Genomic DNA, 14,374 nt, shown 5'->3' on the forward strand with positions numbered 1-14,374 from the left:
CTTTATGACGGAGACGGAACAGCAAAATACGGTGACTATGCTAATGAAGAAACAAGTAGCTGTGATACAGCCTATTCTGGCGCGTGCTTTAACCTTGCGTGTGCGTGTCATGTTGCTATTGCTCGTTCCTTATCTATTGGCAGGTTGTGTCAATACCAGCGAAACAGATAAATCATCAATGATTGCCGCTATCTTACCGGAACAACATGTCACGGATTATCGTCTGAGAGAGTGTGAATTACTCTGGGACATCACGAAACCTGCGGCGATGGAGAACTCACTTTACTGGTTGAGAGCTATCGATTGTACGGATCGGTTGCCTGCGTCACAGGCACGTGAGACGGCAAACCGTTTCGTGCCGGTGACGCCGACTGATTGGCCTAATGCATTCAAACAAAGTATTTTAATGGGCAGAGCGGCTTCTGGATTGGCTGAGCGTAAGCGGGTGATAGAAAACTTTAATCGCTATAGTGCACAACTTCCTGTCGCTTTGCGTCCATTATTCCAATTGTGGCGTGAGCAGCAATATCTGAAAATCAGCCTCGCTGAAGAAAGGGTTAAATTTCAGCGTTTCCAACAAGACAGTGAGAATAAAATTGATCATTTGAAAGCGTTGCGGGACCGTTTAGAACTGAAACTGCGCGAAATGTCCCGCAAGCTGGAAAATCTGACTGATATTGAACGCCAACTTTCCTCCCGCAAACAAGAACAAAATGGCGCTGTCACTTCAGATGACACCGGGCAGATGAATGGCGAGCTTCCCCAAGATAGCTTAGACATTTCACCGAATATGGCCACGCCATCCAATCATCAAGCCGCGTTGAAAGACAAATTGGCAACAAACTTGAATACACAAGCGGAAGCCAATTCCTCAGAAGAAAAAGGAGTCGAACAATAATGACTGTGCGCAATCCCGCTCATCTTCTTTTAGTTGATGACGATCCTGGCCTGCTAAAATTATTGGGAATGCGTTTAACCAGTGAAGGCTTTCGTGTCACAACCGCAGAGAGTGGGCATGAAGCATTGCGCCTGTTGACGAAAGAAAAAGCGGATTTAGTGATCAGCGACTTACGCATGGATGAGATGGATGGTCTGGCACTGTTTGCGGAGATCCAGAAACAGCATCCCGGAATGCCGGTTATTATTCTGACGGCACATGGTTCTATTCCCGATGCGGTGGCGGCAACGCAGCAAGGTGTCTTTAGTTTCCTGACGAAGCCGGTTGATCGTGATGCACTTTATAGCGCGATTGATGATGCTCTGGCGCTGTCAACCCCCGCCATCGACGGGCAATGGAGCGAGAAGATCGTCACCCGCAGCCCCCTGATGTTACGTCTGCTGGAACAAACCAAAATGGTGGCGCAGTCTGACGTGAGTATTTTGATTAATGGGCAAAGCGGAACGGGTAAAGAAGTTCTGGCGCAGGCCATTCATCGTGCCAGCCCGCGAGCAAAAAAACCGTTTATTGCCATTAACTGTGGGGCTTTACCTGAGCAGTTGCTTGAATCTGAATTATTTGGTCATGCCAAAGGGGCATTTACGGGGGCAGTCAGTAGCCGGGAAGGGCTGTTTTTAGCGGCACAGGGCGGCACCTTGTTCCTTGATGAGATCGGTGATATGCCGATGGCATTGCAGGTTAAACTCTTGAGGGTGTTGCAAGAACGCAAAGTTCGTCCTTTAGGGAGTAATCGAAATATCGACATTGATGTTAGAATTATTTCTGCGACTCACCGTGATCTGCCCAAAGCCATGCAACGTCATGAATTCCGGGAAGATCTCTATTACCGGTTAAACGTTGTTAACTTGAAAATTCCTTCCTTGAACGAACGTTCAGAAGATATTCCTCTATTGGCTAATCACCTGTTACGTGAATCTGCTAAGCGCCATAAACCTTTTGTTCGGAGTTTCTCTACCAATGCCATGAAATGTTTGATGGCAGCAAGTTGGCCGGGTAATGTTCGTCAGTTGGTCAATGTGATTGAGCAGTGTGTGGCATTGACAATGACACCTGTCATTAGTGATGCCTTAGTGTCTCAGGCATTGGAGGGCGAAAATACCGTATTGCCGACCTTTGTCGAAGCCCGTGGGCAATTCGAACTGAATTATCTGCGCAAATTGCTGCAAATCACCAAAGGAAATGTCACCCATGCGGCTCGCATGGCAGGGCGTAACCGAACGGAGTTTTATAAATTGCTGGCACGTCACGAATTAGATGCCAACGATTTTAAAGCGTAATTTTTCTATTATCCCAGAAATTTTTACACTGAATAAAATGATATCCCCTTATCAGTTGCAAATTGCAACCTGAAAGAGACAGGGTATCGAGATGAATTGCTTTTCTGTTTGAAGCTCAGTAAAAGCAGCGAGATGATTTATGGCCCAGGAGAGCCGCATTCTATGAGTCGTACTCTTAATATCGCTCTTGCCCAGTTAAATTGGCTGGTAGGAGACATTGAAGGCAACAGCGAGCGTATGTTGCAGACAGTCCAGGAACAACAGGCAAAAGGTGCTGACCTGGTGATGTTTTCTGAGCTGGCACTGTCTGGCTATTTTCCTGAAGATTTGTTGTTCCGCTCTGATTTTCATCAGCGTTGCCGTGAACAATTGGCGCGTTTGCAAGCCGCCAGTTCTCAGGTGGGGATTTTGGTTGGGCATCCCTGGCAACAGGATGGCAAATGTTATAATGCGCTTTCCCTGTTTTGGAAAGGGGAAGTGGTGGCGCGTTATTTCAAACAGTTACTGCCAAATTATGGGGTTTTTGATGAAGAGCGTTATTTCAAAGCGGGTGAGCAAAGCTGTGTGATCCCCTTTAAAGGGTATCAGCTTGGTCTATTGATTTGTGAAGATTTATGGTTTGACGCCCCGGTTGATGCGTTGAAACAGGCGGGGGCAGAAATTATTTTGTCGATTAATGCTTCTCCTTATAACCGTGAAAAACCGAATATTCGCGGCACATTAATCACCACCCACTGTCAGCGTACGCAATTGCCGATTATCTATCTCAATCAGGTCGGTGGACAAGATCAGCTTATTTTTGATGGTTGTTCTAAAGTCTTTGATGCCAATGGTGAAATCACCCATCGTATGGCCGCATTTGAGGAACAGGTTGAACAATGCCGTTTCAATGATAGGCACATTGAACCGATGGCAAATCCGGCGCTTCACTTACCTCCATTGGCGCAAATTTATAAGGCGTTAGTCCTTTCTGTACGAGATTATGTTCAAAAGAACGGTTTTAAAGGTGCTTTGCTCGGTTTATCGGGAGGCATTGACTCCGGGTTGACATTGGCGATTGCCGTGGATGCATTGGGGAAAGATCATGTTCAGGCGGTAATGATGCCATTTCGTTATACTTCAGAAATGAGTATTCATGATGCCAGAGAGCAGGCTGAGTTATTGGGTGTTGAATTTGACGTTGTTTCTATCGAACCCATGTTTGATGCGTTTATGGCACAGTTGGCACCGATGTTTGCGGGAACAGGAAAAGATACCACTGAAGAAAATTTGCAGGCACGTTGTCGCGCAGTGATTTTGATGGCGATATCCAACAAACGCCGCCGTTTGGTATTGACGACCAGTAACAAAAGTGAATCTGCCGTTGGGTACTCAACGCTGTATGGTGATATGGCGGGGGGCTTTAATGCGTTGAAAGATGTACCTAAAACGATGGTATTTGCATTGTCTAAATACCGGAATACCGTTTCCCCGGCGATTCCTCAGCGTGTGATTGATCGTCCACCATCCGCAGAACTGGCGCCAGATCAACTGGATCAAGATAGCCTTCCTCCGTATGACATATTGGATGCTATCCTTGAAGAATATGTTGAAAAAGACAAATCAGTCGCTGATTTAGTCTCTGAAGGTTTTGATGAAGCAATCGTTCGCAAGGTAATTCGGTTGGTTGACACGAATGAATATAAACGTTGTCAGGCACCGATTGGTCCCCGCATTACACAACGTGATTTTGGAAAAGACAGGCGTTACCCGATTACTTCTGGTTTCGGGCGTAAAAATTGGTAATAACAGGAAAACTTCATGAAAAAGATTGATGCCATTATCAAACCTTTCAAGCTGGATGATGTACGTGAAGCGCTGGCTGAAGTCGGTATCACTGGTATGACCGTGACAGAAGTAAAAGGGTTTGGACGTCAGAAAGGGCATACTGAATTGTATCGCGGCGCAGAATATATGGTAGATTTTCTGCCAAAAGTGAAAATAGAGATTGTTGTACCGGATGATATTGTTGATACCTGCGTTGAGACAATCATGCAGATTGCCCAAACCGGAAAAATCGGTGATGGCAAAATCTTTGTTTTCGATGTTGCTCGTGTTGTACGTATTCGTACCGGCGAACAGGACGAAGAAGCCATTTAACAAAACGACGTAAAGTCAGCCAGTGGTAACGGTCACATGACCCGCCCATCATCATCTTGATGAGAGATAGCACGAGCGGATATCTGAGTTGCAACCGTTATCACTTTTTTCATGGCGCGAGTTATACCGCGACGTATTGTATGCTCATGAAGCCGTGTTAAATGACTTTATGTGGGCCAAAGCATTCATAATGAAGATGGTGTTCATCAATCCCCATGAGCAGCAATTGGCTGGCGATATGTTGCATGAATGCGACAGGCCCACAGAAATAAAAGGCCATCCCTTCTACCATGATGGCTTCTTTCACGAGCGAAAGATCCATCAACCCTGCATGGTGATAATGTGTGCCTTTTTGATCTGTTTCCCGGGGTTCACGATACCAAACTTGTGAATACAGATTAGGCATGGATTCAGCAATGACATTCACTTTCCCTGCGAAGGCATGATAACCGCCATGCTCTGTGGCATGGAACCAATTGATCGGGGCGGTATGATGCTGGTTATACAGGGATTGCAGCATACTCATCATCGGCGTCAAACCCACGCCGGCAGAAATGAGTGTCACGGGCGTTTCAGCCTGTACCTCAAGGAAAAAATCACCACGAGGTGCGGCTAGCAGGACGATATCCCCTTCCTGTACATGATCATGCATATGGTTTGACACCTTGCCCTGAGGTTCACGTTTAATGGCAATTTGATAACTGCTGCCATTGGGCGCAGCGGTCAGTGAATATTGGCGGATTTCACGGTTTGCGAATGCCGGGTTTTCTATATAGATCCCCAAATATTGTCCCGGCTTATAATCCATGACTTTGCCACCATCGACAGGAACAAACTCAAAACTCGTGATAAGTTCGCTTTGTGGCTGTTTTCGGCTGACCCGGAATGGACGCAAATCACGCCAGCCCCCTTCCGATGATGCGCCACTTTGATAAATTTCCTCTTCCCGCTGGATAAATACATTCGCCAAGACGTTGTAGGCTTTTCCCCAGGCGTTCAGCACGTCTTCACCAGGATGAAACATCTCATCAAGGGTCGCCAGAAGATGTGTCCCAACAAGGTGGTAGTGCGCCGGTTTAATGTTGAGGCTGGCGTGCTTATGCGCAATTTTTTCGACGGCAGGTAATAGCGCTGATAGATTATCGATGTTGGCTGCATAAGCACAAAGCGCATTGAAAAGCGCTTCACGTTGATCCCCCTTGATCTGATGGCTCATATTAAAAATATCTTTTAATTCAGGATGATGTTTGAACATACGTTCGTAAAAATGGGCAGTCAGTTTAGGCCCGGTAGAAACAATTAATGGGATAGTGGATTTTATTGTTGTGATAACGTGGCTATCTAGCATGGGGATCTCCTGAACTTTTCGCAAATGGCGCTGAGGTCTATAAGTTGCATTTTAAATACAACTTATAGGGTTTGGGAATAGCTCGCGACGAGAAAAGAAAATAATATTGATTTAAATGGAAAAAATGGAATTAATATCCAGATGAATTTAGACAAAGATCACAAATATCATTGATAAATAGGACATCATCAGCTCAATCGTTATCTGGACAGCGTCTAACCGGCGATTTCCTTGCAATGCAAACGATTGCGTAATTTGTTTTGTCAAGACTATCTCATTTGATAAAAAGAGTTTACACTGTGTGCCATTCTGGCCCTCAGGGGTATTTTTTCAAAGATGTAGCTGAGTCAGGAGAACCAAATGTTAAAGCGTGAAATGAATATTGCGAATTACGATCCCGAACTGTGGCAAGCGATGGAACAGGAGGTTTGTCGCCAAGAAGAACACATTGAATTGATTGCTTCTGAGAACTACACCAGCCCAAGAGTGATGCAAGCTCAAGGATCTCAGCTGACCAACAAGTATGCGGAAGGCTATCCGGGCAAACGTTACTACGGCGGTTGTGAACATGTCGATGTTGTTGAACAACTTGCGATTGACCGCGCAAAAGCGCTGTTTGGTGCTGATTATGCTAACGTCCAGCCACATTCTGGTTCTCAGGCAAATGCGGCGGTGTACATGACATTGTTGCAACCCGGCGATACCGTTTTAGGGATGAATCTGGCGCATGGCGGTCACCTGACTCACGGCTCTCCTGTTAACTTTTCCGGTAAACTGTATAACATCGTTCCTTATGGCATTGATGACGCTGGCAAAATCGATTACGACGATATTCGTTCCCAGGCACAAAAACATCAACCTAAAATGATCATCGGTGGCTTCTCAGCTTATTCTGGTGTTGTCGATTGGGCGAAGATGCGTGAAATTGCCGATGAAATCGGCGCTTACCTGTTCGTTGATATGGCTCATGTAGCAGGTCTGGTGGCTGCCGGTGTTTATCCAAACCCCGTTCCGCATGCACACGTTGTCACAACCACCACGCACAAAACGCTGGCTGGCCCACGTGGTGGCTTGATTTTGGCGAAAGGCGGTGACGAAGAACTCTATAAGAAACTGAATTCCTCCGTTTTCCCAGGCTCTCAGGGTGGCCCATTGATGCATGTTATTGCGGGTAAGGCCGTGGCATTGAAAGAAGCTATGGAACCTGAATTCAAAGCTTATCAACATCAAGTCGCCAAGAATGCGAAAGAGATGGTAGACGTCTTCCTGCAACGTGGTTACAAAGTGGTTTCTGGCGCAACCGAAAACCATCTATTCCTGCTGGATCTGGTGGATAAAAACATGACGGGCAAAGAGGCTGATGCAGCATTAGGGCGTGCCAATATCACGGTGAATAAAAACAGCGTGCCTAACGATCCGCGCAGCCCATTCGTTACTTCGGGTATCCGTATCGGGACACCTGCCATTACCCGTCGCGGCTTCAAGGAAGCGGAAACCCGTGAACTGGCGGGCTGGATATGTGATGTACTGGATAACATCAATGATGAAGCCATTATTGAAGGCGTTAAGCAAAAAGTCTTGGATATCTGCGCAAAATATCCGGTTTACGCATAATTAAAAATAAGTCGTAGTTAGCTATAAACCCGACTCATAACGTCAGTTTTGAGCGGGTTTTTTGTATTTAAGAAGGGAAGGGTTTGGATGGTTATTCCGTCAACATCTTGGCTAGGGTTAAGTTATTTCACCTACTATTTTTCTTTTGGCATATTTTTGCCTTTTTGGTCTGTCTGGCTAAAAGGTGAAGGTATTGACACCTCGATGATTGGGATCATGTTAGGTATTGGTATGATTGCCCGTTTTGTCGGTAGCCTGGTTATCTCTTCTGCGGTCGAAGATCCTGCCAATCTGATAAAAGCACTGCGTATCCTTGCCTTGTTAGCCATGTTTTTTGCGGTGGCTTTTGCATTGGGCAGCCATTGGGTCTGGCTTGCCTTTGTCATGGTCAGTTTCAACGTATTTTTTTCACCCCTGATTCCTTTATCAGATGCTTTGGCAGGCACATGGCAAAAACAATTTACACTGGATTATGGCAAAGTCAGAGTTTGGGGATCGGTTGCATTTATTATTAGTTCTTCTTTAACTGGCATATTAATGTCTGCCGATGGTCTGAATCTCTCAATCAGTAGTTTAAATCTGGGCTGGCATGTCTCGTTTGATAGTTTAAATCGTTGGATTAGCAGCAAATTATTCGGGACACACCAGATCATTCTCGCGTTCTTGATATGCAGCGTCACGGTGATGCTATTGGGAATGATGCTGAAACCTTCAATTATGCCGGTAGGGAAAATGAAGGTGGCAAATACGAATACGATTTCTTTTAAAAAACTGCTAGCTGAAAAAGCAGTATGGAAGTTTTTAATCTGTGTGACGTTATTACAGGCAGCTCATGCAGGTTACTACAGTTTTAGTTCTATTTATTGGGCGCAGGCCGGTTACTCTTCATCAACGATTGGTTATCTTTGGTCGTTAGGGGTTGTGGCGGAAGTGGTTATCTTTACTTTCAGCAAACCGTTGTTCCGTCGTTGGTCTGCCCGTAATTTGCTGTTGTTATCCGGTGTTTGTGGTGTTATCCGTTGGGGATTAATGGGAACATCAACTGAACTTTCGGTTTTGATCATGATTCAAATCCTGCATTGTGGCACGTTTACTGTCTGCCATTTGGCTGCGATGCGTTTTATTGGGGCCAGAAAAGAAAACGAGATCATCCGGTTGCAGTCTGTTTACTCTGCGTTATCGATGGGAGGCGGTATTGCTGTTATGAGTATGATAGCAGGTTGCCTGTATGAGCATATAGGCAGAGGCATATTTTGGATGATGGCGCTGATTGTGCTGCCTGCTCTGTTTTTGCGACCAAAAGTTGAAGCCCATGCGTCAAGCTAAAAATCTAAGGTAAATCACTTTCACGTTAATAAAATATTAACGTGAAAGTGAGGTTTCCGGATTTATTAAAGCACAACAGATACGGCGGATATTTAGCGTTTACGCAGTGCGCGAAGCCGCATCGTCAGGATGAACAGGGGTACGCCAATGAGGGTGAAGCTCAACCCGATAGGGAGAAAGACGCCTGCCGGTGCTGCTTTCGTCACGATATCCGCTGCAACGACGAGATTGCTGCCCACCAGAGCGGAAAGAAACAGTCGGGCGCGGCCTGTGGCCGATGAAACAAAGCTTGCCAAATGCGGCGCCAATATCCCTATAAAGCTCAATGGTCCTACTGCGGCGACAGACGCTGTGCTTAACAAGACAGCAAATACCATCAGCATCGGACGGGAATATTTGACAGGCTCCCCAAGGGACAAAGCCAGTTCATTTCCAAGCTCATAGCGGTTTAACGCGGGGCCAATGAGCAGAATACCGATAATACTCAATAAGAATAATGGGATGAATGATGCGATAACTGACCAGCTGGCCTGAAACAACGACCCTTCCATCCATCCGGCAAGATTCAGGGATAACTCTGTCGGAAGATAGAGGAGAAGAAAAGAGCTGACTGAACCGAGAACGGACGAGGTAGCAATCCCCATCAGTAAAATTGCCAAGCCACTAGCGCGATTATTGCCGACGAGTAAAGTCAAAAACAACGCAACAGTCAGTCCACCAGCCAGTGCCGCAAGGACGATCAGCATCTTAGGGGCGGCGGGAACGAACGCCAGCAAGATAATGATCATCGTCATAGAACCCTGACTTATGCCAAAAAGACCGGGATCGGCCAACGGATTACGAGCAATCGGCTGCAGAATAGCACCGGCAAGGGCTGCGCACCAACCAACCATCAGTCCCAATAAAATATGAGGTATTCGTACAACCCAGAGTGCATAAGACTGATGGTGTTCAAGAGAATGACCGAAAAGCATATGCAAGAATTCATATACGCCAACGTCCGTAACGCCAACGTTTAAAGAAATAACGATGAGTATGATCGTAATGGTAAATAGACATAACCCGACTTTTATATCGAGGGTGCGCATCTGTAATCCATTAGCGAAGCGTAATACTCTTTTTCCGTCTATTGCCTGATCAAACTTCATAACAATCTCGCCGATGTTGTGGAAAGGTAGCGTTTTCTGATGATCCAGATAAAAAATAATCCGCCCAGAAAATCCATCAGAACGCCGGTATGTATGACATAAGGCTGGAAGAGTGTTTGTGCACAAAGATTGGCGATCAGGCAGACACTTGCCCCCGTCAGAGCACAGGCTGGCAGCGATAGCATAAAGTTCTGACCAACCAAAGGTTTGACAATATGGGGCACAATCAGTCCGACGAAACCAATCGGACCACATATGGCAACAGCAGAACTGGATGCGACGATGGCGGCAATTAACGCAATGCGCGAAACAAGCGTTGCATTCACGCCAATCGAATGCGCTTTTTCGTAACCGATCAGAATGAGCGTCAGTGGACGTGCCAGTAATAAAAGGATGATTAAGGCCAGCAGACCGAACCACCAGAAATGGTGAAGTCTTGTCATATAGACATGATTGATAGCCCCTGCCAGCCAGCTCAAATATTCGGTTCGCACGGTAGGATGGGCAAGAAGAACCGCATTGCTTACCCCAAGATAAAGCATTGCTATTAATGTGCCAGCCAGTATCAGCAGCAAGTCGCGGGAAACAGAGTTAACACCTGCCAGGCGAGAGATTAAAAGAGATGACAAAAAGCCAAACAGCCCGCCGAAAAGGGCGGCTATGCCTTGTAATGTCAGGTCGAGCGAAAAAACAATGGCACCAGTGATAACAAACATTGTTGCACCGGCATTGATTCCTAATGTCGATGAAGAAGCCAGCGGGTTGCGGATCAGCCCCTGGAAAACAAGACCACTGCATGCCATCACTGCACCGACATAAACAGAAATCAACGCCCGTGGTAGTCGCTGGTATAAAATAACTGCTTGTTCATAGTCTTGTGGTTCAGACTGTGTTAAGGCAGCATAAATTTGCGAAAACGAGGCAATATTCATGCCGAAAGACAGACTAAAAAAAAAGATCAGCAGTAATACAAAAGGGGCAAATATAAAGAACAGACGGGGTTTCATCGTGATACTCCGGACCGATTTTCAGGATGGTTTATGCCCGGATAAGGCTGACAGATAAGGCTGCCGTTGTAACTGAAGATATCTGCGGGAATATCGAATACGCGCTGGATATTATCTACCGTGATCGTTTGACTGACCGCCCCCGCGGCAACAACGTTGCCGGTATTCAGCATCACAACATCATCGGCAAAAGTGGTTGTTAGATTTAAATCATGTAACACCACAACGATGGTTTTTCCGTGCTGGAGGGAGAGGTCACGGATCAGTTTTAGCACTGTGTATTGATATTTGATGTCTAAGTGGTTCACTGGCTCGTCCATAAGAATAATGTCAGTGTCCTGTGCCAGCACCATCGCCACCCAAGCCCGCTGGCGTTGCCCTCCTGAAAGGGCGCTGACCTGAGAGCTTGCCTTATCAGCCAGGCCGACGATGTCTAATACTTCACGAAACAGTTTGCGATCCCGTGCAGATGCGCCGCCGAAAAGAGAATGGCGTCCAGTCGCAGCCAGTTCGATTAACTCTCCCAGTGTCATGTAGTCCGGGCAGTGGCATTCCTGCGGCAGATAAGCGATTTTTCTGGCCAGCGCTTTGCGGCCTATCCCTGCAATCGGCTTACCCTCCAACAGAATTTCCCCGCTTTTCAGTGGGATGAAGCCCATGATGGACTTCAGCAGTGTCGACTTACCGCAGCCATTAGACCCGACGAGTGCGGTAATGCGCCCTTGAGCAAAGCCTACTGACAAATCATGCAATACGGTTTTATGGCCGTAAGTTGCGGTGATATTTTTTGCTGTAAGCACCAAAAGCTCCTTATATAAAATAAATTTCAGCGACATGGTTAGGGCTGAGGCAGAATACCAAAATCACCCTATCCATGACACAACAAAAAAATGGTGGCTGTAATCGAGAATCCGGCGAGCGTCAGGTGACGGTTTTGTCGATGGATGGACCATTCGCCGCTTCCTTAATGCGACATCGCCTGAAAATAGTCAGCCTCATTATTATTGTTTTTTACTGCTCACATGGCAACGTCCCAGACTTTAACTCTCTGGCGCGACTCAGCAATAACGTCATTGATTAATCTATCGATTTTACTACTGTCGTGATGATGTGCTGTGGTTATTAAGTGCGCAGTATCCCCCGAGGTTGCCAGGCAATACTTCTTCCAGACCGCGACCGATGGGCATGGAAAGACTACCGTAATAGAATTGTCATGACGCCACGCGTTTATCCCAGCGGCACGGAAACGCTTGACGGCATATTGTGCCATCTCCAGACAGCGTTTGACGCGGTGACGCCAATCGGCAAACGAGTGGCTGCGAATGGCCGCCCACATCATCAGTGGTGTCTGGCCATTACGTGAACCTGAGATAGTCTTGTCCTGAGCCGAAATGTAATCAATATCAACGGAAATACGTTCAACGTTTTTCCGTTTTGCAACAACAACGCCGCAAGGAATGGGTGAACCGATCATTTTGTGCCCGGAGACACAGATTGAATCGATACCATCGGCAAAGGTGAAGGGTTGCGGATTATCGACAAACGGCAAGATCATCCCACTTAAAGCGGCGTCGGCATGCAGATAGTAATGCTCGCGGGCGATACCTGCTTGCTGCATCCGCTGTTGAATGATTTTTATGTTATCCACCGCACCGCGCAATGTTGTGCCAATGTTAGCAAAGATGATTGGATGTGGTTCTTGATGAGCGATGATCTTCTGTAGCAGATCATGATCATCGATCTCACCAGTGGGTAAGGATTCCACTAAACAAGATTTGATACGCAGTAACTTGACGATTTTTGCCACCGAATAATGCGTATCTTTTGAATAATAAAGTGTTCCGTCCGGGAATAGCTCTCGCCCGAGATAGCAGCCGAACATATTACCTTCCGTTCCCCCGTTGGTGACATAACCCCAACTGTCTTCAAAAGGGATTTTGAACAGTTCAGCAAAGTATTGCATGACCTCTTTTTCGAACTCAAAGGAGTTTAACAGATAATTGCACTCCGCCCCCCAGTCACCGCAATTGTTGATAGAGAACTGCATGAATCGCTGTAAATAAGAGTAATCAAAGTCTGATGATTCAGGATAACCGATATTGAAATACTGGTTTTTAACACAGTGATACCAAAATGCATCGAGCCGATCCTTATCAGCAAGGGATAATGTCATCTTTATCTCCGATATTGTGATGCTCTTGCAGACCAAAGCTTTGGAATGATGAATTTTGAGGTAAGCGGTAATGCTCTCGGCCAAGAAGCTGATTGGCAATAATGCCATTACGATATGCGCCCAGCCCTAGGTCGGGAGAGCCAATACCATGTTGAAAAATCTCAGCGTTCTGAACAAATACAAGGCCTTTTCCTTTGTCAAGGCGTTGAGCGCTAAAGTCCGCTTTCACAATTAAATCGCCGTAATCGTCGGTTGCAAGTACCGTTTGCTTGAGTCCTTCTAACCATTTGGGGTTGGTGTGCTGATAACCTGTAGCAGCAACAATGGCGTCAGTTTCAATGAAGCTGACTTTATCGAGATGCTGATGACGAAATACGATCCGCAATGCCCCGGCGTCTCCGCTATTTTCCACTTGTTCAACTTCGCAGTTTGAAATAAGCGAAAGACCCGGATCACGACCGCCGATGGAGCGTTCATACAACATATCGAAGATATCTGCGATAGTTGAGAGGCTGATACCTTTATAAAGCCCCCCTTGACCCGATGTGATCTTGCGGCGTTTCTCTCTCGTTATATTGTGAAAATGGTTCATGTAGGCCGGCGTAAAACACTCCTGACCGAGTTTCGATGATTCCATAGGGTGAAAACCGGCAGATCGGGTGATCCACTGGATTGAAGCACCGTCTTCTATCATGGCAGGCGTCAACGCACTATAGAGTGCCAGCACGCATTCAGCTGCACTTTGCCCTGAACCAATGACTGTTATGCGTCGACATGCTGAGAGTTGTGCTCGTTTGTTTATGAAGTCTGCTGAATGAAAGATAGGCGCTTTGGTTTGGATTTTGGCCCACTCAGGCAGAAACGGGGCAGTTCCTATCCCGATAGCAAGGTGACGGCTATAGTACTGATGCGTCGATCGCGTATGGGTCTTACTTTCAATAATGAAACGCTCAGAGGCGGGATCATAAGCCACATCGATGACATTTTCACCAAACTGGCAGGAGGGAAGCTGTTGTGTCACCCAGTGGCAATAATGGTCATATTCCTGACGTGGGATCTGAAATTTTTCATAGTAATAGAATTTGTAAATACGGTCGTGCTTATGAAGATAATTCAGAAAACTCAGCGGATGTGTCGGGTCTGCCATTGTCACCAGATCTGCCAGAAATGGAACCTGCAACGTTGTACCCGGTAACAGAAGACCTTCATGCCAGCGAAACTCGGGCTTACGTTCGAGGAAAAGGCTGGTCAGATTAGCGTGTGACGAAAGCAGGGCCGCCAATCCCAGATTGAAGGGACCGATACCAATACCGATAAGGTCAATATTATTCATGTTAATAATCCGAATTGTTTTCAAAAGCGCAGAGATACGTTCAGTGATGTC

Annotated in this window: 12 protein-coding genes; 6 read left to right on the forward strand and 6 right to left on the reverse strand. The window is 46.4% G+C overall.

What is annotated here, in order from left to right; translation table 11 throughout:
* The first annotated feature begins 4 nt into the window (after positions 1–4).
* From qseG to glnB, 4 genes are all read left to right on the forward strand, one after another.
* Entirely contained in the window at positions 5–898 is an 894-nt protein-coding gene (qseG, locus tag XPG1_RS04740; protein ID WP_157879443.1) for a two-component system QseEF-associated lipoprotein QseG, read from the forward strand.
* A complete protein-coding gene (gene glrR / locus XPG1_RS04745) occupies positions 898–2,235 on the forward strand; it encodes a two-component system response regulator GlrR (protein WP_045958053.1) in 1,338 nt (445 codons plus the stop codon). The genes qseG and glrR overlap by 1 nt, the downstream gene beginning before the upstream one ends.
* Positions 2,236–2,397: 162 nt before the next feature.
* Positions 2,398–4,020, forward strand: coding sequence for an NAD+ synthase (locus XPG1_RS04750; protein WP_045958054.1), 1,623 nt, complete (start codon positions 2,398–2,400; stop codon positions 4,018–4,020).
* A gap of 15 nt (positions 4,021–4,035) precedes the next feature.
* Positions 4,036–4,374 (forward strand): nitrogen regulatory protein P-II, encoded by a 339-nt coding sequence (gene glnB / locus XPG1_RS04755; RefSeq protein ID WP_045958055.1) that lies wholly within the window; start codon positions 4,036–4,038, stop codon positions 4,372–4,374.
* Between the two features lie 157 nt (positions 4,375–4,531).
* On the opposite strand, the gene hmpA is transcribed toward glnB, so the two are convergent.
* Positions 4,532–5,722: an NO-inducible flavohemoprotein gene (gene hmpA, locus XPG1_RS04760; RefSeq protein WP_045958056.1), complete on the reverse strand. Its 1,191-nt coding sequence runs from the start codon at positions 5,720–5,722 to the stop codon at positions 4,532–4,534.
* Between the two features lie 360 nt (positions 5,723–6,082).
* Between hmpA and glyA the strand changes: the two genes are divergently transcribed.
* Together glyA and XPG1_RS04770 are read left to right on the forward strand one after the other, a co-directional pair.
* A complete protein-coding gene (glyA, locus tag XPG1_RS04765) occupies positions 6,083–7,336 on the forward strand; it encodes a serine hydroxymethyltransferase (RefSeq protein ID WP_045958057.1) in 1,254 nt (417 codons plus the stop codon).
* An 87-nt stretch (positions 7,337–7,423) separates the two neighbouring features.
* The gene (locus XPG1_RS04770) at positions 7,424–8,662 is read left to right on the forward strand and encodes a 3-phenylpropionate MFS transporter (RefSeq protein WP_045958058.1); all 1,239 of its coding nucleotides are present in this window, start codon (positions 7,424–7,426) and stop codon (positions 8,660–8,662) included.
* Positions 8,663–8,754: 92 nt separating this feature from the next.
* Here XPG1_RS04770 and XPG1_RS04775 read toward each other — a convergent pair whose 3' ends face one another.
* The 5 genes from XPG1_RS04775 to basC form a co-directional block, all read right to left on the reverse strand.
* Positions 8,755–9,810 (reverse strand): FecCD family ABC transporter permease, encoded by a 1,056-nt coding sequence (locus tag XPG1_RS04775; RefSeq protein ID WP_045958059.1) that lies wholly within the window; start codon positions 9,808–9,810, stop codon positions 8,755–8,757.
* The gene (locus XPG1_RS04780; RefSeq protein WP_045958060.1) at positions 9,807–10,817 is read right to left on the reverse strand and encodes a FecCD family ABC transporter permease; all 1,011 of its coding nucleotides are present in this window, start codon (positions 10,815–10,817) and stop codon (positions 9,807–9,809) included. Before XPG1_RS04780 ends, XPG1_RS04775 begins: the two co-directional genes overlap by 4 nt.
* Complete coding sequence (locus XPG1_RS04785) at positions 10,814–11,617, reverse strand: ABC transporter ATP-binding protein (RefSeq protein WP_197541111.1); 804 nt, start codon at positions 11,615–11,617, stop codon at positions 10,814–10,816. Before XPG1_RS04785 ends, XPG1_RS04780 begins: the two co-directional genes overlap by 4 nt.
* A 218-nt stretch (positions 11,618–11,835) precedes the next feature.
* On the reverse strand, positions 11,836–12,990 hold the full coding sequence (locus XPG1_RS04790) for a histidine decarboxylase (RefSeq protein WP_045958062.1): 1,155 nt from the start codon (positions 12,988–12,990) through the stop codon (positions 11,836–11,838).
* A complete protein-coding gene (gene basC / locus XPG1_RS04795; RefSeq protein ID WP_157879444.1) occupies positions 12,971–14,323 on the reverse strand; it encodes a putative histamine N-monooxygenase in 1,353 nt (450 codons plus the stop codon). Before basC ends, XPG1_RS04790 begins: the two co-directional genes overlap by 20 nt.
* Positions 14,324–14,374 lie beyond the last annotated feature (51 nt).

This window comes from Xenorhabdus poinarii G6 (assembly GCF_000968175.1).
In the GTDB taxonomy this organism is placed as follows: Bacteria; Pseudomonadota; Gammaproteobacteria; order Enterobacterales; family Enterobacteriaceae; genus Xenorhabdus; species Xenorhabdus poinarii.